This window comes from Weissella koreensis KACC 15510, from assembly GCF_000219805.1.
Classification (GTDB): Bacteria; Bacillota; Bacilli; order Lactobacillales; family Lactobacillaceae; genus Weissella; species Weissella koreensis.
In genome coordinates this window covers 457,847-477,785 of record NC_015759.1, presented here as the reverse complement: position 1 = coordinate 477,785, position 19,939 = coordinate 457,847, and the positions used below count along the sequence as shown (strand labels likewise).

17 protein-coding genes and 1 riboswitch are annotated in these 19,939 nt (G+C 37.6%); of the genes, 15 read left to right on the top strand and 2 right to left on the bottom strand.

The window, feature by feature from the left end:
* Positions 1-66 precede the first annotated feature (66 nt).
* The 5 genes from WKK_RS02315 (at position 67) to WKK_RS02295 (ending at position 5,784) form a co-directional block, all read left to right on the top strand.
* Positions 67-879 carry an SseB family protein gene (locus WKK_RS02315; RefSeq protein ID WP_013989332.1) on the top strand — a complete coding sequence of 271 codons (813 nt, stop codon included), beginning with the start codon at positions 67-69 and terminating at the stop codon, positions 877-879.
* A gap of 35 nt (positions 880-914) precedes the next feature.
* On the top strand, positions 915-1,937 hold the full coding sequence (locus tag WKK_RS02310; protein ID WP_013989331.1) for an NAD(P)/FAD-dependent oxidoreductase: 1,023 nt from the start codon (positions 915-917) through the stop codon (positions 1,935-1,937).
* 86 nt (positions 1,938-2,023) lie between these two features.
* Positions 2,024-2,743, top strand: coding sequence for a 2,3-diphosphoglycerate-dependent phosphoglycerate mutase (gene gpmA / locus WKK_RS02305; protein WP_006845893.1), 720 nt, complete (start codon positions 2,024-2,026; stop codon positions 2,741-2,743).
* Between the two features lie 214 nt (positions 2,744-2,957).
* Positions 2,958-4,850, top strand: coding sequence for a glycoside hydrolase family 2 TIM barrel-domain containing protein (locus tag WKK_RS02300; RefSeq protein ID WP_013989330.1), 1,893 nt, complete (start codon positions 2,958-2,960; stop codon positions 4,848-4,850).
* Positions 4,831-5,784, top strand: a complete 954-nt coding sequence (locus tag WKK_RS02295) for a beta-galactosidase small subunit (RefSeq protein ID WP_013989329.1) — start codon at positions 4,831-4,833, stop codon at positions 5,782-5,784. The genes WKK_RS02300 and WKK_RS02295 overlap by 20 nt, the downstream gene beginning before the upstream one ends.
* 81 nt (positions 5,785-5,865) lie before the next feature.
* On the opposite strand, the gene WKK_RS02290 is transcribed toward WKK_RS02295, so the two are convergent.
* On the bottom strand, positions 5,866-6,618 hold the full coding sequence (locus WKK_RS02290) for a hypothetical protein (protein WP_013989328.1): 753 nt from the start codon (positions 6,616-6,618) through the stop codon (positions 5,866-5,868).
* Positions 6,619-7,115: 497 nt separating this feature from the next.
* Here WKK_RS02290 and WKK_RS02285 point away from each other — a divergent pair, with 497 nt between their 5' ends.
* From WKK_RS02285 to WKK_RS02260, 6 genes are all read left to right on the top strand, one after another.
* Positions 7,116-9,824 carry a YhgE/Pip domain-containing protein gene (locus WKK_RS02285; RefSeq protein ID WP_013989327.1) on the top strand — a complete coding sequence of 903 codons (2,709 nt, stop codon included), beginning with the start codon at positions 7,116-7,118 and terminating at the stop codon, positions 9,822-9,824.
* 143 nt (positions 9,825-9,967) lie between these two features.
* Positions 9,968-10,062, top strand: a riboswitch (TPP riboswitch).
* Between the two features lie 115 nt (positions 10,063-10,177).
* Complete coding sequence (thiM, locus tag WKK_RS02280) at positions 10,178-10,957, top strand: hydroxyethylthiazole kinase (RefSeq protein ID WP_006845888.1); 780 nt, start codon at positions 10,178-10,180, stop codon at positions 10,955-10,957.
* A complete protein-coding gene (thiD, locus tag WKK_RS02275; RefSeq protein WP_013989326.1) occupies positions 10,954-11,754 on the top strand; it encodes a bifunctional hydroxymethylpyrimidine kinase/phosphomethylpyrimidine kinase in 801 nt (266 codons plus the stop codon). Before thiM ends, thiD begins: the two co-directional genes overlap by 4 nt.
* Positions 11,751-12,398 (top strand): thiamine phosphate synthase, encoded by a 648-nt coding sequence (thiE, locus tag WKK_RS02270; RefSeq protein WP_013989325.1) that lies wholly within the window; start codon positions 11,751-11,753, stop codon positions 12,396-12,398. Before thiD ends, thiE begins: the two co-directional genes overlap by 4 nt.
* Positions 12,388-13,029 (top strand): TenA family protein, encoded by a 642-nt coding sequence (locus tag WKK_RS02265; RefSeq protein ID WP_013989324.1) that lies wholly within the window; start codon positions 12,388-12,390, stop codon positions 13,027-13,029. The genes thiE and WKK_RS02265 overlap by 11 nt, the downstream gene beginning before the upstream one ends.
* A gap of 266 nt (positions 13,030-13,295) precedes the next feature.
* Positions 13,296-14,858: a bifunctional metallophosphatase/5'-nucleotidase gene (locus tag WKK_RS02260; protein ID WP_013989323.1), complete on the top strand. Its 1,563-nt coding sequence runs from the start codon at positions 13,296-13,298 to the stop codon at positions 14,856-14,858.
* Positions 14,859-15,016: 158 nt separating this feature from the next.
* On the opposite strand, the gene WKK_RS02255 is transcribed toward WKK_RS02260, so the two are convergent.
* Positions 15,017-16,384: a UDP-N-acetylmuramoyl-tripeptide--D-alanyl-D-alanine ligase gene (locus WKK_RS02255; protein ID WP_013989322.1), complete on the bottom strand. Its 1,368-nt coding sequence runs from the start codon at positions 16,382-16,384 to the stop codon at positions 15,017-15,019.
* Between the two features lie 206 nt (positions 16,385-16,590).
* Here WKK_RS02255 and mreB point away from each other — a divergent pair, with 206 nt between their 5' ends.
* The 4 genes from mreB to WKK_RS02235 all read left to right on the top strand — a co-directional run bounded on the left by mreB (position 16,591) and on the right by WKK_RS02235 (position 19,874).
* Entirely contained in the window at positions 16,591-17,571 is a 981-nt protein-coding gene (gene mreB, locus WKK_RS02250) for a rod shape-determining protein (protein WP_006845882.1), read from the top strand.
* 33 nt (positions 17,572-17,604) lie between these two features.
* A complete protein-coding gene (locus WKK_RS02245) occupies positions 17,605-17,817 on the top strand; it encodes a DUF2969 domain-containing protein (RefSeq protein WP_006845881.1) in 213 nt (70 codons plus the stop codon).
* 66 nt (positions 17,818-17,883) lie between these two features.
* Entirely contained in the window at positions 17,884-19,077 is a 1,194-nt protein-coding gene (locus WKK_RS02240) for an FtsW/RodA/SpoVE family cell cycle protein (RefSeq protein WP_013989321.1), read from the top strand.
* On the top strand, positions 19,077-19,874 hold the full coding sequence (locus tag WKK_RS02235; protein WP_013989320.1) for a pyrroline-5-carboxylate reductase family protein: 798 nt from the start codon (positions 19,077-19,079) through the stop codon (positions 19,872-19,874). The genes WKK_RS02240 and WKK_RS02235 overlap by 1 nt, the downstream gene beginning before the upstream one ends.
* Positions 19,875-19,939 lie beyond the last annotated feature (65 nt).

Below are 19,939 nucleotides of genomic sequence, written 5' to 3'. Positions count from 1 at the left end.
AAGGGTTAAAAATGATTTGAAATTTTCCACATCAAACAAACTTAAAACGAAAATTAGGAGATAATAATGACTGTTATTAATATAGATAATACTGTTTTAAAGGAAGCTTTGGCTAACTTTAAAGCTGTTCAAAATGAAGAATTACAAACTAAATTTGAGCTTGCATTGTTAAATGCCAATTTCTTAGTTCCAGTTCAAGTTCCAGAAGATTTGGTTCCTGATGCAGAAGGTAATTTGAATGTTTCCGCAGGCCAACAATTAGCTTTTGTGACTTTAATTGGACCAGATGAAAGTAACTTCTTACCAATCTTTACCGATAATGAAAATTATCAAAGTAACCCTGAAGATTGGAGCCAAAATATTATGGTAGTGGAATTCCCCTTTGTCCAATTTATTGAAATGTTCAAGCAAGACGAAAATTTGCAAAATTTGATCATGAATCCTTTCATTCCTGAAGAGACTTTGCAAATTGGTCGAGACAATGTTGAATATTTAATGCAAAATTATGATTATCAAGGAGAACCACAAAAAGTTGAAGGGAATGAAACAGAAAATGAAACTGACCAATCGATTGAGATTCGGGTCCCTGATGAAATACCAACGAAATTACAAGCTAATTTAATGGGGTTAGCTGATGATACTAATGGAGCAGTATCAGAAATGTACCTTCTTTGGATGCAAGGAGCAGGTGGACAACAAGGACGCTTCTTGCTTATCTTGGATGGAGATGATGAGCAATTAAATTCTCAAATTGATAATTTTAGAGCTATTTTCCCTGAAACAATGGGTGAAGAAATGATGGGTGAAGTCGTTTTGAAGCAAGAAATTGCGGGCTTGGATTTAAGTGAATTCCAGGCTTTCTACCAATATCAAATGTAATAAATTAAGATTAAATATAAAAGGGGGTGACTATATTGGTAACCACCAAGAAAGTTGATTTAGTCATCATTGGGGCAGGACCAGTTGGTTTATTTGCAGCTTTTTATGCTCGTTTACGAGAATTAAATGTTGTCTTGATAGAAAGTTTATCCATTCCAGGAGGTCAACCACAAAACTTGTATCCACAAAAGCAAATTTTAGATGTTCCAGGATGGCTTGGACTCAATGGGGTCGAGTTAACCGGAAACTTGGTTGAACAACTACAACAACTGCAACCCGAAATTTATCTAGACACCACAGTGATCGATGTTAAAAATACCGATGAAGCCGTTTTAGTTGAAACCGATCGTGCAATTAATTTTGAAGCAGATGCGATTCTAGTTGCGACTGGAAAAGGTGCTTTTGAACCGCGCCGATTAGATAATGAATTGGAACAAGATTTTGAAAATCATGGATTATATTATTTCGTGCCAGATCTTCAACAATTTAAAGACAAGCGAGTTACCATTTTGGGTGGTGGGGATTCAGCGGTGGATTTAGCGAATCAATTAGTAACAGTTGCTAAAGACGTACAATTGGTCCATCGTCGAAATAATTTTCGAGCTTTGGAACATACATTATTAACGTTAGAGCAATCCAATGTCAAAAAATTAACACCTTATGTGGTGCAAGCTATTAATAAAAATTCAGATCAAACCTTTAATTTAGAACTTAAAGCCACTCGTGGTGAAGAAATTGAGCATTTAACTACTGATGCAATCATTGTTAGCTATGGTTTTAAGTCAGAGAATAAGATTGTCGAGGGGTGGTCAATCAAACCTGCCATGTCTCGTCAAAAGATTGCGGTTGATCAAAATATGAGAACTTCGGTGCCACGCGTTTTTGCGATTGGTGATGCTGCTGAATTTGAGCATAAAGCCGAGCTCATTGTAACTGGCTTTGGGGATGCACCGGTGGCGATTAATACGATTATTGATCAATATATCCAAAACCATCAGGGAGTGTTACATTCTTCCAGCGTCAAAATTAAAGATGGTCAAGTTCAATCTGAAAAATAAAAGGGTTTCAAATGTAATAATTCGCATTCGATGTGAAATTTTGCTATAATGTTCACATATTAATTTTTGAAAGAGGGTAATATATAATGGCTAAGTTAGTTTTGATTCGTCATGGTCAATCAGAGTGGAATGCATTGAATTTGTTCAATGGTTGGGTTGATACCAAGTTATCAGATAAGGGTATTGCACAAGCTAAAGCAGCTGGTGAAATGTTGGCCAAAGAAGGCATTGAATTTGATCAAGCATATACTTCAGTTTTGACACGTGCCATCACTACTTTGCACTATGCATTGGAAGAAGCTGGTCAAATGTTCATTCCTGAGACTAAGTCTTGGCGTTTGAATGAACGACACTACGGTGCTCTTCAAGGTTTGAACAAAGCTGATGCTGCAGCTAAGTATGGTGATGAACAAGTTCACCAATGGCGTCGTTCATACGATGTATTGCCACCACTTTTGACTGAACAAGCTAAGACCGTTGAAGTTTTGGGAAAGACTTATCCTGCCTTTGACCGTCGTTACGCTGATGTTCCTGAAGGTCAATTACCATTTGGTGAAAACTTGAAGGTAACTTTGGAACGCGTTTTGCCATTCTGGGAATCAAACATTTCAAAGGATTTGGCTGCAGGTAAGAACGTTGTGATTGCTGCGCATGGTAATTCATTACGTGCCTTGGTTAAGCATATTGAAAATATCTCAGATGATGATATTTTGGGTGTTGAAATTGCAAATGGACAACCATTGGTTTACGATTTTGACCAAGATTTGAAGGTCCTTTCAAAGAACGTTTTGACTAGTGAAAACTAATTAAGGCTTAAAGTATTAAAAATAATTCAGAAACATCCCGCAGTAGGCAAACTACTGTGGGATGTTTTTTAATTACTCAAACAATATGATAGTTTAATGAACTAAAGACTGAATTATACAAATGTAAAAAAGCGTGCTAAACTAATGGCAAGCGATAGTAAGCGCTTACATTATTCAAATGCATTTATTTAGATAATTTAGGAGGAGGCTCCAAATGCTACCACAATTAGCTTGGTTAGATGATCCAAAAATTTTTAGGGTAAATCAACTTCCTGCCCATAGTGATCATCAAGTTTATCGTAATTTAATTGAGGCCCATCAAAAACAAAGTTCACTAGAAAAAAGTTTGAATGGGACTTGGGATTTTTATTATACCGATCAAATGGAAACTTTCAATTCAGAACTTGAGGTGCCTGATTTTGAAAAAAATACAGCAGTTACGACCATTGAGGTGCCAAAACATATTGAATTAGCTAATTTTGCCCCAATTCAATATGTAAACACCCAATATCCATGGGATGCGCGAACCTATCGTCGACCACCTTTTACGAATCAGGATGAACAAATTCCAGGGGTTTTTAGTCGTGCTGATGATAATGCGGTTGGCACTTATCGCAAAATTTTTAAATTAGATCCTGATTGGCAGGATCAAAAGGTTCATATTAATTTTGCGGGAGTTGAACGGGCTTTTTATCTTTGGTTGAATGGCCAATTCGTAGGATATGCCGAAGATAGTTTTTCGCCATCGGAATTCGATTTAACGCCATACTTAAAAAATAATGGTGAAAATGAGCTTATCGTTCAGGTATTTAAGCATAGTACAGCTAGTTTTATAGAAGACCAAGATTTTTTTCGCTTTTTTGGAATCTTTCGAGATGTCACACTTTTACTACAACCTGGGGTTCATGTAACTGATATTGCTTTAAAGCCACAAGTCAGTGCCGATTATCAGATGGGTAAATTGACAGGTGAGTTTAAATTAACGGGAGAATTTAGTCAATATGAATTAGAAATCAAAATTATTAATCCGCAAGGTGAAATTATCTTCCAAGGTCAGCCTAATCTAAATCACGAAATTAGATTACCTGAAATTAAATTTTATGATATGCAGTTATGGAGTCATAAAAATCCACAACTTTACCATATTGAACTAATAGTTAAAAACCAAGAGCATCAATTAATTGAAGTTGCTACAACGACTTTTGGCTTTCGTAAAATTGAACTTGATCACCAAGTTTTGAAATTGAACGGTGAGCGTTTAAAAATATTGGGAGTAAACAGGCATGAATGGAATCCTGAAAATGGACGGGTCATTACAAGAGATGATATGTTGACTGATTTGAAAATTTTTCAAGAACATCATATCAATGCTGTACGAACCTCACATTACGCGGACCAGTTGAGTTGGTATCAACTTTGTGATGAGCATGGAATCTATATGATGGCTGAAACTAATTTGGAATCACATGGTTCATGGCAAAAAATGGGTCAACTTGAACCTTCATATAATGTACCAGGTAGTCTACCTGGTTGGAAAGATGCAGTATTAGACCGAGCCAAGACCAATTATGAAACTTTCAAAAATCATCCTTCAGTTCTTTTTTGGTCTTTGGGAAATGAATCATACGCAGGAACTAATCTATCTGAGATGCAGGAATATTTTCATAAGGTCGATTCAACTCGTCTAGTTCATTATGAAGGCGTTGTATGGGACCGTCAGTTCGAAGATCAAATTTCTGATTTTGAAAGTCGGATGTATGCCAGCCCAGCTGAGGTGCGAAAATATTTAGAACAAAATCCGAAAAAGCCCTTCATGCTTTGTGAATACATGCATGATATGGGAAATTCATTGGGCGGATTAGCCGAATATATGCAATTATTTGATGATTTTGATAATTATGCAGGTGGCTTTATTTGGGATTACATTGATCAAGCTCTGTGGGTCAATGATGAAATATCTGGTCAAAAGGTCTTACGTTATGGTGGTGATTTTGATGATCGTCCATCTGATTATGGGTTTAGTGCAGACGGTCTCTTATTTGCAAATCGCCTAGTTAAACCAGCCATGCAGGAGGTAGCTTATCAATATGGAAAATACACAGAATAAACTCAATTTAATTTTTGGGGATGTGGGTTTGGGCGTCCATGGTCCTGATCATGAGTATCTTTTTAGTTATGATAAAAAAGGATTGGAATCGATTCGAATTGCTGGTCGAGAATGGCTGTTGGAACCCGTTAAGCCGATTTTTTGGCGAGCTACGACTGATAATGATCGAGGAGCAGGGTTTCCGCAAAAAGTAGCTTCTTGGTTGGGGGCCGATTTATTTCAAACTGGAAGTGTCAAAACTATCTGGGTTGATCAACAAATTCTTGAGTTACCCTTACCACCTGTTAATAATAAATATAATGGTGATGAGAGCGCGCAGGAAGTTGCAATTTTATATGAATATCAATTACCAGTTCAACCACAAACAAAGGTAGAAATTTTATATCAAGTGAATGCAATCGGTCAGCTAAAAGTTAAAGCACATTATTTTGGACAAAAAGGGTTACCTGAGTTACCAGTTTTTGGAGTTCGATTCATGATTCCGACCTTAACGAATCGTTTTATTTATACTGGACTTTCAGGGGAAACTTATCCTGATCGAAAACAGGGCGGTCAATTCGGAACCTATCATGTCCAAGGAATACCGGTAACACCGTATTTGATTCCTCAAGATAATGGAGTACATATGGAGACCCAAACAGTTACATTAGAACGAACGAGTACTAAGAATAATGTGGAGCCGGTAGTACATCCATTTGAGTTAACAGTCAGAAAAACTAAACAGCCATTTGCCTTTAGTTGTTTACCATATACAGCAGCAGAATTAGAAAATGCAACGCATCAAGAAGAATTGCCTTTACCACGTAAAACGGTTTTGAGCATTTTGGGATCTGTGCGCGGAGTTGGGGGTATTGATAGCTGGGGTGCCGAAGTATTACCTGATTATCGAATTTCGGGTGAAATTGATCATGAATTTGAATTTATGTTGGAATAAAAAATAATTATTAGTAAAAAGAGCTTCAAACGGGTAACTAAGTAATTAGCCCGAGAGAAACTCTTTTTTATATAAAATTAATTATTGCCAGGGAACGGTAACATCGTCATTAACTGACCAACTACTATCAGTATCAACAGTTCCAGTTCTAATTTCGACATTTTGACCATCAGATCGGTCAGTTACTAAAGCTTTAGCGTATGAACCATCTTCATTTGTTGGTCCTACGAAGACAAAACCGTTAGCAGTAGCGTTTTGGTAAGTCCAAGCCACGCCGGTGGAATCATTTTGAGTTAGGGCACTTTCGGCGCTTGAAGCATCTACTGCGGTACTAGTGCTAGCCGTATCAGTATCATCAACTGGGACACTTGAAGCATCTACAGTAGATGTTAGATTAGTAGAATTGGCTGCCTTTTCGGAACTTTCACTATTAGTTCTCGTATTTTTTTCAGAAGAACTTGAACTTTGCTTAGTCTGTTGTTTTGTTGATGAAAGGTCAGACTGAACAATTGCATTCTGCTCATTTTTTTGAATAATTTTTTGACTATTTTGATGATGCCATTGTAAATAAGCATAACCACCCGACAATATGATCAGGAGGAGGAGAACATAAAGTATGGGCTTTAACCATTTCCATGATCTTTTTTGGCGGGCTTGCGATTTATTTCGAGTTTCTGTAATGGGTTGAGGCTTTTGGGATTGCTCTACATCGAGGGCAATCATTTCCACTTGCAAAAAGCGATCCTTGAGTCGTTTGTATTCATTAGGGGCAAGGACCCCAACATCTAGAAGTTCTTTATACCTTTTTAATTGTTGGAATTGTTCATCCGTCATGTCAAATCACCTGCTACCTTAAATCTAAATTAAATATTAAAATCCTGACTTTCATTATAGCGTACTCGCTGCATTGCGATCATCTTTTTCATAAAAATATATAATTATTTAATGTTTTGTGATCGACGAGAATTAATATTCTTCTTATTTATATATAAAAAAAGGTTTATTTTTAGTAGGAAGTTCAGGTATTTGGCGTTATAATTATAACTATTGTTATTTTTTATCATTCATTTAAGCTAATACATAAAAAGTACACCGTTTTTTGCACCAAAACGATGCTATTATCGAAATGTATTTTTAAGAAATATTTCGACGAATAAAACGTTTCAATTTAATCCTTAAAAGGTTGGTATACCTCAATATAGGTCATGCCAATTGAGGCGATAATAGACAAATAATTATTACTTGATATTTGTAATAAAATGGAATAAGCTGGTGATTATGATGAAAAATAACATCAATTTTTAGTGTAGGAAAGGATTGTGTAATAAATCATGAAGATGATTAAAAATGAATTTAAATTTATCTTCTCAAACCGATTAATTAGAATTTCACTGTTTGCAATTATGTTTATTCCGTTTTTATACAGTGTGTTCTTCTTGCGTTCAGTTTGGGATCCGTATGGAAGTACGGGAAACTTACCAATCGCAGTGGTAAATGAAGATAAACAAGTGACTTATGAAGGTCAAAAGATGCATGCTGGGGCCGATATGGTCAAGCAATTGAAGCATAATACTCAATTGGATTGGCATTTTGTTTCTAAGAAGCAAGCAGAACAAGGTATTAAGGATCATAAGTATTATACGGTTGTGACTCTACCAAAGAATTTCTCTGCTAACGCTGCTACAGTTTTGGATGCTCATCCTAAAAAGATGGAGATCAAATACAAGACTAATGATTCTTTGAATTATATCGCTACAGTTGTTAGTGATACTGCTGCTGAGTCATTGAACAGTCAAGTTAAAGAAGCGGTCACAACGGCCTATACTAAGGTTGTCTTTGATCAAGTTACTGTAGCTGGAAAAGGCTTCAAGACGGCTGCTACTGGAGCTCAAAAGTTAAATGACGGTTCAATTGCTCTTTCTGATGGGTTGAATGTCTATACTGGCGGAGTATCCCAAGTTAATGATGGGGTTATGACCTTGAAGATGGGAGTTTCTCCATTAGCAAGTGGTGTTAACCAATTAGCTGGTGGGTCAAGCACTTTGAACAATGGACTACAAACCTTGAATAGTAAGACTGGAGCCCTATCTAGTGGTGCTAGTCAACTATCTGTTGGTGCTAACCAATTGAATAGTGGATTACAAACCTTGAATGGAAAGACTGGAACCCTGGCTAGTGGAGCAAATCAATTAGCTGGTGGTGCTAGTCAATTAAATTCAGGTTTGGATGGCTACACAAAGGGTGTTTCTACTTTAAATGGTGGCCTCAATAAGTTGAATGCTAACAGCACGACTTTGAATTCTGGAGCAAAGCAATTGAGCGAAGGTTCAACTCAATTACAAGCTGGAAGTCAACAACTTGATGACGGTTTGAAAAAAATTCAAAGCGAATTAAATGCGGTTGACTATAACCAATCATCAAGTGAAACTAAGTATATGCAAGATAAGTTGAATGCATTGACTCCACTATTGGCTAATCTTGATACTACGCTAAATGGATTAGTTAAAATTTCAGTAGCTGGTGCAAAGCCTGATGCATATGTTGATGAAATGGTTGCAGCTATGGAAAAGGCGGGAACGCCTTTGACTGATGAGCAAAAAGTAACTGTTAAAAAAGTTGCTGCTCAATCATATAAAGATTATGGAACAGTCGTTGGAAATAACATGAAAACTGGAGTTGAGACTCAACTTAACTCAAAGATCAGTTCTGATGACATAAAAAGAATGCAAGCTGATTTGACTGCTACGCAAACTTTGTTGACTAAGGTTCAAACTTTGAGCCAGAGCTTCAATGCTCCTCTTGAACAAAAGGGATTAGTAGCAGGGATGGATCAATTAAACGCTGGTTTGAAGCAAACGGCTGCTGGTTCTGCTACCTTGCAAGCTGGTTTGCAACAATATACTGGTGGTGTTTCAGATGCAACCAACGGTTCAGCACAATTGACTGCTAACAATGGAGAATTGACTTCAGGTTCTCAACAATTAGCTGCTGGAACGAGCCAATTGAAATCACAAGTACCAGCTTTGACTTCAGGTGTAAGTCAATTGGCTGCCGGATCACAACAATTGGCAACTGGAACAAGTCAATTGAACTCACAAGTACCAGCATTGACTTCAGGTGTAAGTCAATTAGCTGATGGATCAAATATCTTGTATGGTGGATTAAGCCAATTACAAGCTCAAATTCCAACGTTGAGTTCAGGAGTTGATCAATTAGCACTTGGAACAAGTCAACTAGTTGATAACTCAGGTGCCTTAATTGATGGAGCAAATCAATTGAAGGACGGAAACGGTACCTTAGCATCTGGACTTAAGTCTGGATCTGATAAAATTGGTGGGATTAAGATTACTGATAAAAATATCAAGCAATTCGTAACCCCAGCTAAGTTATCTCATTCAAAGTATAGTTCTGTACCAAACTATGGATATGCCTTGGCACCATATGTTTTGTCACTTGCTTTGTATGTCGGAGCAATTGTCTTTAACTTTGCTTTCCCAATCCGAAAGATTTCAACTACTGGACAATCAGCTACGGCTTGGTTCTTCAGTAAAGCTATTGTTGCAGCGATTGTAGCAATAGCAATGGCTGTCATTGAACCAGTTTTGATGATGTTGGCTGGTTTGCATGCTGAACATCCTGCAGAATTATTCGTAATGACGATTATCTTCTCATTGGCATCGATGGCGATCGTTATGTTCCTATCAATGGTCTTTGATAATCCAGGACGTTTCGTTGCAATGTTGCTATTGATGTTGCAACTTGGTGGTTCAGGTGGAACATTCCCAATGGAAATGACCAATCATTTCTATAATGTTATCCATCCTTACATTCCAATGACTTACTCAGTTCTTGGATTACGCCAAGCTATGACTTCTGGATTAGGAATGGATCAAATCTGGAATTCAGTTGGAGTCTTACTTGCCATCGCAGTCGTATTTACGCTGTTAACATGGTTAGGAATGTACTTCTTGCAAAAGCATGGTAAAGCTGGTAAATCTCAATTAGATAATAACCAAAGCTTACAAGCAGTTGAAAAGTAAAAATAAAACGGCATAATAAAGTGTAAACTTTGATTTTTGATCCGTTTTAAAAAGAGACTGAGATAATTTTATCTCAGTTTTTTTTTGAACGATAAAATTGTCAAGTTAACTATGGAGTGCTAAAATTAAGGCATAATTAAATATTTATTCACTAGGGGAGCTTTTGCTGAGACGTTTATTCGGACCCTTTGAACCTGATTAAGTTAAAACTTGCGGAGGGAAGTGACATATTAACTGGGAATAAATCAAAATGAGCTCAATTAATCTGTTACGACGACGTGGCAGGTTAGTTGAGCTTTTTAATTATATGGAAAAAGTTATTAGTAATTTATAAGTGAAAAGGAGGAGCAAAAATGTTATTGGAAGTCATTCGGAAGAAACACCCCTTGATTTTAAACCATGCTAATACTGTCACTCAGCAACATGTGGCTGATGGAATTAGCATGTTAGGGGCATCGCCATTGATGTCGCAAGAGCAACTAGAAATACCGGAAATGGTTAAAATTTCTCAAGCCGTCGTTATTAATATTGGTACATTACAGGAAACGACTTTGCCAGAGTTAATTTTAATGGGACAAATAGCCAATCAAGCTGAGATTCCGGTCATTTTGGATCCAGTAGCTGTGGCGATGCCATATCGAAGTGATTTTGTAAAACGCTTAATGAAGGAAGTTAAATTCGATGTGATTCGGGGTAATGCCGCAGAAATTGCTTGGTTTGCCGGAATGTCGAGTCAGGGTCAAGGAATTGATGCAGATACACGGATTGAAGTTCAGACTAGTATTCCAAAAAGATCCGCCCAATTAACAGAAGCGGTGATCGTGCAGACCGGTGCAACAGATGTGATCACTGATGGAAAACGAAGTTGGCGGGTAAAAAATGATAATCCGTTATTAGCAGTTAATGTCGGATCTGGCGATTTATTGAGCGGGATTATCGGTAGTTTTGCTGCTGTGACGAAAGATTACCTTCAGGCAGGGCTGGAGGCCACAATGCTCATGGGAGCAGCGGGGCAATTAGCAAGTGCAAAAGTGCATAACCAGCCAGGGCAGTTGATGCCCGCATTGATGGACCAACTTTATGCCATTACAGAAAAACAAATTGAACAGATCAGTGAGGTGAATGAAGAATGATTGAAGTACCACAAGTTTTAACGATTGCTGGCATCGATTCTAGCGGAGGTGCGGGAATTAATGCTGATTTAAAAACTTTTCATAACCAAAAAGTGTATGCTGCGACAGTCATTACCGGTATTACTGCGCAAAATACCCTTGGCGTTCAAGCGATTGAACCAACGCGTCCTGAAATGATTATGGCTCAATTTGAATCGATTTTTACTGACCTCAAAATCACGGCGGCTAAAACGGGTGCTTTGTTTGATGAGGTTTGGGTTCAGACCGTGATTGATGGCTTGAAAAAATTTCCAGTGAAACATTTAGTGCTCGATCCAGTAATGGTTGCCAAAGGTGGGGCCCAATTATTGGAGCCGGCGGCAATTGAATTATTTAAAAATGAATTATTGCCCTTGGCTGAAGTGATTACTCCGAATTTAGGTGAAGCTGAAGTGCTTTTGCAGCGTTCAATTGAAGGAGACCTTGAAATGATAGAAGCAGCTCAAGAGCTTCAAAGGCTAGGGGCTGAAAATGTCTTAATTAAAGGCGGCCATCGTCAAGGAATGGTGGTGCGTGATTTGATGTTGTTTAAAAATGGACAAACTAGTTGGTATGAAGCACCACGTATTGATACTAGCCGAACACATGGGACTGGTGATACTTTGGCAGCCTTGATTGTAGCCGGTTTAGCTCGAAATGAGGAATTAGCAGCAATTATGCCCGCAGCTAAAGAGTTTATGAATCAAGCAATTCAAACCACGATTAATGTCGGGCATGGACATGGACCTTTAAATCATTGGGTCACGGGTGTGAAATGAAAATAGAACAATTACAATGCTATTTAGTCGCCGGACCACAAGATTATCCAGAATTGAGTTTGACTGAATTTATCGTACAAATTGAAGTATTAATGCAGTCGGGGATTACCGCTTATCAGTTTCGTGATAAGGGAACCCATTACCAAAATTGCGAAGAACGCTTAGACTTAGTCTTAAAATTACAATTTTTAGCAAAAAAATGGCAAGTTTTGTTCATCATTAATGATGATGTCGATTTGGCGCAACAAATTCATGCTGACGGATTACATGTAGGTCAAGGTGATCAAATTCAAGCTGCTTTAAAAGTACCCCAAGCTTTACCGATGGTGATTGGCCTTTCAGTTTCAAATGCCTCCGAATTAGCAGCAGCTCAAGATAGCGGAGCCGACTATTTGGGAATAGGTCCCATTTTTGCTACACAGTCTAAAACTGACGCTGCACCGGCCTTAGGTTTGGCTAAATTAGCCGAAATTTTGCCGCAAAACCATCTACCAATTGTCGGAATTGGGGGAATTACCGAATCTGTTTTATCTGATTTAGCTGAGCTTGGTTTAAATGGAGTGGCGGTTATCTCAATGCTAACCCGATCTGATAATCCGATAGAAACTGTTCAAAAAATTAAGGAGGCTTGGCATGGAATTTAATCAATATTTATTAGCACAATCAAAAGATGAACGAAAAATAATTGCTAAGACTCAGTTTGTTCAAGCATTAGTCAATGGATCGCTCCCACAAGAAGCTCGTAATTATTATGTTGCCCAAGATCATTTTTATGTTGATAAATTTGATGAATTTTTTCAAGCAGTTTTTCAAAAATTACCAATACAATTACAAATAAAAAAGCCACAAGCTAATGGACTTGAGGCTGAGGCACATGAGGCTTTAAAGCCATCACCGGATTTATCTAATATTGCAGTGGGAGAGCATAATGTTGCATATCTACAGCATATTGAGCATGCTGTCAAAACATCGGATCCTATTGCAGGAATTTTGGCATTATTGCCATGTACAGAATCATATCATTTGTTAGCCCGAGATTTTACGGATCAAGCCGATCCTAAATTTAAGGCTTGGTTTGATTATTATACCAGTTCGGATTATTTGGCCTTTACGAATTGGCTGTGGCAATCATTAAATATATTGGTTCCTGAATATCAGCAAATATCGAGCGCTCAATTAGCTGAATGGGAAGCCATTTATCATTTGGCATATCAAGATGAAATTAAATTTTGGCAAGCAGTGCCAATGGATTTAGATCAAGTTGAGTTCAACTAACGTCGTTAAAGTTTTTTTCATATTTATTTGAAGGCTAAGATGATTTATCTTAGCCTTTTTTAAATCATGTAATTATTTTTGATTGAAATTTAAAAACAATTTTTCCAAAACATTAACAAATTTAATTTAGTTTTTTAAGAAATAAGGATCATAATTTAATTTATCCATAGAATGGTGGCAAATTAAAAAACTTGTTCCTGAGGACTAACTTAGATATATTAATTGATGCAAAGTAGATTTTTAAGGAGTAAATGAGGAGGAACTTGATGCAAGTCAAAGTTTTATCGACGTCAGATGTACACGGATATTTTAATGCAGATGATTTTAGACGCCCCTTGAATAATACTGAGATGGGGCTCGCGCGGGCCGTGAGTGTGATGCAAATTGAAACTGACAAATTAACGGATGAAGATTTAGTGCTTAAAATTGAAAATGGCGATTTTATTCAAGGTTCACCATTAACAAATTATATTGAAAAAATTGATCAAAAGGATCTACCTCTTTATGATGATTTAGCAGCTTTGGCTGGATATGATGTTCGAATTATTGGAAATCATGAATTCAATTATGGTCGAATCTATTTAGAAAAAGCTCTTCAAAGTCAAAATGTCTTAAATGCGAATATTCTGGATCAAAAGAGCCAGACTCCTTTCTTGGGGCGTCCGTATCGTATTTTCCAAAAAAATGATTTAAAAGTTGGCGTGATTGGGCTAACCACTAAATTTATTCCAAAGTGGGAACCAGAAAAAAATATTAAAGGATTATATTTTGCGGATCCCGTCATGATCGCAAAAAAATATATTAAAATTCTGCGACCTCAAGTAGATTTACTGATTTTGGCTTATCATGGTGGGTTTGAATGTGATTTAAAAACTGGACAACCATTGGGACGCATTAATGGTGAAAATCAAGGATATGAATTAAGTCAGTTGGAAGGTGTAGATGCTTTGATAACAGGACATCAACATCGGTTGTTGGCTGAGAAATTCAATGGTTTGGTGATGACGCAACCAGGATATCGTGGTGAAGCAGTGGGTGTGATGGACTTTACTTTTGACGAAAAACAAAAATTGATCAATAGTGAGGTGAAATTAATTTCTACTAAAACTACTCCCGAAAATTTTGAGATTATTACGCGCCTTTCTCCTTTAAAAGTTAAAGTTGATCAGTGGATGGATCAATTAATTGGTCAAGTTGGTCATCAGATGGAAATTATTGATCATCAATTAGCTCGAATTCAAAGTCACCCATTTGTTGAATTGATTAATCGGGCTCAGATGGACGCAGGTCAGACGCAAATTGCCAGCACAACAATTTTTAATGATGAAGTTCGAGGCTTGAAAAACAATGTAACGCGCCGGGATATTATGACAAATTATGTCTATCCTAATACAGTGGTTGTGGAAAGCTTAACGGGACAAGAAATTATTGATGCCATTGAAGTTAGTGCTCGCTATTTTAAACTAACTGCCAATGATAATTTATCAATCAATCCTCATTTTTTGTTTCCTAAAGTCCAACATTATAATTACGATCTTTGGACAGGAATTGATTACACGATTGATATGCAAAAACCGATGAATCAACGGGTGAAAACGGTCATGTTTCAAGGGAAACAACTGAAATTGAATCAATCATATGAAGTAGCGGTTAATAGTTATCGATCTAATGGAACCGGTAACTTTAAAATGTATCAGGCAAGTAAAATTGTGCGAGAAGTACAGATTGAAACGGCCGATTTAATTGCTGATTATATTCAAAAACATCAACCCTTAAATTTTGATCAACCGCATAATCTTAAAATTATCGGCTATCAACAAATAAGTTAGCTTATATCGAACATTTTGTAATATTCTAAAATGTTGAGCGTCTTTAAAGTTTATGACTTGAGGATTTAATTTAATATAACTTAAAGCGCGGTGATGCTTGAAAAGTATAAAAAAACAATTAGGTTCAAGAGAACCTAATCGTTTAATTGAATTGAGCATTACTTTGTTAGTGCTTGAACGATTCGTTCCAAATGAAGACCGTGTGAAGCTTTAATTAAAATTTGATCATTAGTTTGTAACTGAGCTTGTAACGTTTTGATGAGTGTATCAATTTCTGGTTCTAGGAAAGAGTGTACAGTTAATTGAGGATCTTGATTTGTAATTTTATCTGCTAGGTTTTGCATCAATTGCCCGACGAGGAAGATTGCATCGGGTTTAGCATCAATTACATCTGTTGCTAAGCTAGCGTGGAGTTCAGGGCCAGCTGTCCCAAGTTCTAACATATCGCCTAAAACAACAAATTTACGATTGAGTTTTTTAATTGCTGAGAAGCTCTTTAATACTTCTCGAACGGCAGTGGGATTTGAGTTATAAACGTCATTTAAAATTTGCCCCCCAAAGTTACCAGCTATCCATTCCGTCCGATTTTCAGTGATGATGGTTCCTTGTAGAGCGGTTTTCATCAAAATTGCGGGGACCTTTAAGAGTTGTCCGACACTAATGGCAGCAAGCGCATTGCTAACGTTATAGTTACCAGTGAGAGGAATTTGAAAGGCTTCTTTCATTTGATTGGTCGTGAAGTTGGCCTTTTGGTCGGTTAAAGTTATTTGGGAAGCGAAAAGTTGATTATCAGTGGATAAACCAAAAGTTTTGGTTTGAAAATTAAGGTTAGCAGCCCGTTCAATCAGGAGTGGCTCATCCCCGTTATAGACTAAAATTCCATTAGGTTTTAGGCCATTAATGATTTCCATCTTTCCATCGGCAATTCGAGCACGCGTTTTGAAGAATTCAATGTGGGCTTCGCCAATCATGGTAAGGACGGCAATATCGGGGGTAACTAGCTTTGAAAGACTATCCAAGTCATGAGGATGATCCATTCCAAGCTCAATCACTAAGACTTCAGTATCAGCGGGCATGCTCAAAATCGTAAGAGGAACTCCTAATTCATTATTGAAGTTTTTTGGTGTTTTGACGGTTCGATACATTGTGCTAGCAATTGTGGCAATAAAATCTTTCGTGGTTGTTTTACCGTTTGAGCCTGAGACAGCAATAACTTTAGGCTCGATTTCTTTTAAATAAGCTTGTGCTAATTGCTGAAAAGCTTTGAGGGTGTCTTGAACGATAATTATCGGGAAGTCACTAGGCTGATTTTCACCGTGGTCTGCTGCCCATAAAGTAGCGCTGGCGCCATTATCGATGGCACCTTGAATGAAATTGTGCCCATCATTACCCCAAGTAATGGGAATAAAGAGGGACCCCGGTTTAGCTGTACGTCCATCGAAAGTAATTTCTGTGATTGGTTCACTAGTTGAATTTAATAATTCACCGTCCACGAGTTGGGCGATGGTGGCTAAAGAATATTTCATTAAAATGATCTCCTAATTGTAGTTTATATTAAGTTTATTTTATCAAAAAAAAGCCTAAAAAAGATTTCAAAGATCCTAATTTATTTAAAATAAATAATTTACAGGTTTCTTTTTGATCATAACTAAAAACTCTGGTAAATTCTGCTATAATAGGAATTAATCAGCTAAAAATTGATATATTTTAAATTAAAGAGGTAAAAAAGGGTATGGCTAAAGAAATTGGGATTGATTTAGGAACTGCAAATGTATTGATTTTTGTCGAAGGAGAGGGGATTGTGTTAAACGAGCCATCCGTTGTGGCCGTTGATATGAAAACCGATAGAGTTTTGGCAGTTGGAACTGAGGCTTACCAAATGGTTGGTCGGACTCCAGGTAATATTCGCGCCGTGCGTCCGTTGAAGGATGGAGTTATTTCTGACTTTGATATGACTGAAGCAATGCTATCGTACTTTATTAAAAAGTTAAACGTGAAGGGTGTTATGTCACGCCCTAATATTATGGTGGCAGCACCAACTAATATTACTGAAATTGAAAAAAAGGCGATTATGCAGGCGGCGGAAAAGGTCGGTGGTGCTAAAGTTTACTTGGAGTATGAACCAAAGGTTGCTGCAATTGGAGCGGGTCTAGATATTTTCTCACCAATCTCATCAATGGTAATTGACATGGGTGGAGGAACTTCTGATATTGCCGTTTTGTCTTTGGGTGATATTGTTTCAGCCCGTTCAATTCGTGTTGCTGGAGATAAGTTGAATAACGAAATTACCAGTTTTGCTAAGCGTCAACATGGTTTGCAAGTTGGTGAGCGGACAGCTGAACAAATTAAGATTCAGTTAGGAAATGCTCTTCAATCTGAAGATCCTGAAACGATGATTATTCGTGGTCGTGATATTTATGATGGAATGCCTAAATCTGTTGAAATCAATTCAAATGAAGTGGAAGTAGCATTGCATGATTCCTTCCAACAAATTGTTAAGGCGGCACATGATGTGTTGGCCGAAATTCAACCAGAATTGGCAGCAGATGTCATTGATCGTGGAATTGTTCTAACTGGTGGTGGGGCTCTTCTACGGAACATGGATAAATTGATTTCAGCTGAACTAGGAGTGCCAGTCTTTATTGCTGATCATCCCTTGGATAATGTTGCGCGTGGAGCTGGAGAATTGTTGGAACACATGCACGATAATTAAAATAACATTTTAATTGAGGAAGGAAAAAATAATATGTCAAATCGCAAAAATAAAGCTATCGATGTTGAAATTAAAGCTGTAACAGATCAACTGAGTGAAGTTAAAATTAATAAAAATACCCTTGGTCAAATTGATGAAAGTGGTACACAAATTCAAGTTCAATTAGGTCCAAATCACAAACAAATTGTTAATTCGTTTGATGAGGGTGTTGAAGTTTTAATCGCTGAATATAATCTTCATCACTAAAATGAATTGTGCTTGGCTTAAGCTAAGTGCCATATGCTAGATGAAGATGATACGAGGTAAAAGGAAATGTTCAAACGAATTTTAGACGGTAAAGGTGAGGTTGACTGGAGTATAATCTTTGTAGTTTTGATGTTAGCTTTGATTGGGTTAGGATCAATTTATGTCGCGGTTACCCACGATTCTAGTGGTGCCAATCCTGTCCGAATTATTACAATGCAAGGAATTTGGTATATTTTAGGAATTTGTGCAGTTATATTCATTATGCAGTTTGATTCAGAGCGACTATGGCGCATCTCACCTTATATTTTTGCTGTTGGAGTTTTCTTAATGGTAGCGGTGCTGATCTTTTATAGTCGAGCCTATGCTATGACGACCGGTGGTAAATCTTGGTTTGCTTTAGGACCATTAACTTTTCAACCGTCTGAGGTGATGAAACCGGCTTTTGTTTTGATGTTGGCGCGTGTGATTGCAATGCACAATATTGAATATAGTGAACACACTTTAAAGAATGATCTCTTACTCTTACGTAGAATTATTACTTGGAGTTTACCGATTGTTATCTTAGTCCTATTGCAACACGATTTTGGAACCATGTTGGTTTTCTTAGCAATTATTTTTGGGATGACTTTGGTCTCTGGAATTTCATGGCGCATTTTAGGTAGTGTGATCGGCGTTGCTGGGGTTCTTGGAGGTGGAGCGATTACCTTGGTTGCTTCTGATGCGGGGCGGCAGATTCTAGGTAAGTTTGGCTTCCAAGCTTATCAATTTGCGCGAATTGATGCTTGGTTGAAGCCGCAAGGGGACACTTCTAATTCAGCTTATCAGCTCTGGCATTCAATGACGGCAATTGGGTCTGGGGGACTGACTGGAACTGGATTTAATGTTTCTCACGTGAATGTACCAGTTCGAGAATCAGATATGATTTTTTCTGTCATTGGTGAGAATGCTGGTTTTGTTGGCTCATTAATAGTCTTACTATTGTACTTTCTTTTGATTTATCGTATTTTTCAAGTTGTGATGGAAACCTCTAACCAATTCTATGCGTATATAGGAGCTGGAATTATTATGATGTTAGTTTTCCACATCTTTGAAAATATCGGAATGAGTATTGGATTAGTACCGTTGACTGGAATTCCACTACCCTTTATTTCTCAAGGAGGTTCCGCACTAGTTGGAAATATGATTGGAATTGGGTTAATTATGTCGATGAGCTTCCATAATCAAAAATACACCTTATCAGAACGGGAGGGCTTTGCCTAATGTTTAAGATTGGATTTATCGGTGCTGGAAATATGGCGCAGGCTATGATGCAAGGCTGGTCAAAATTAGATTCGGGGCAAGTAAGCCAAGGAGCCTATACTAGACATCATTTACCTGAAACAACTCAGGCCTGGCAGGTTGAAGAATTTGACAGTGCTATTGAAATAGCTATGGTCAGTGATATGCTAGTTTTAGCGACACCGCCGACCGCGTTAGAAAAGATCAGCGCAGATTTAAAACCGCTTTTGGAAATGATGCCACAGAAAATTGTGGTTTCAGTTTTAGGTGGTATCTCGCTTGATGCTTTGCAAGCGGCGCTAGGAAAACAAGCTAAAATCGTCCGAGCTTTACCAAATGTCAATGTAGCAGTAGGTCAAGGTTATACTGCAATGCATGCTGGAACGCAAATTACGGCTGAAGAAAAAGGCGCTGTGTTTGCGATTTTGGCAGAATTAGGTCGAGTTGATGAAATGCCTGAAGCTGACTTTGGGGCAGTTAGTGCCGTTGCTGGTTCAGGTCCGGCGTTTGTTGCGGGATTCATTGAATCGTTGGCAGCTGCTGGTCAGGCTGCTGGTCTGGACGAAGAGCGGGCTGTTAAATTAAGTTTACAAACTTTCCGTGGGACGCTAGATAAAATGGTCCAATCTGATCTAAGTGCACCTGAATTGGCACAATTAGTAATGACACCTGGTGGTTCAACTGCTGCTGGTTGGGAAACGATGCAAAAGGGTAATTTGAATGGATTAGTTTCTGATGTGATTCAGGCTACGATGCAAAAAAATGCCGAATTTGAATAAAATAAAAGTTTTTTTGGAAAAAGGCTTGCAATGAGTCTGAATTCTTGGTATTATATTATTTGTTG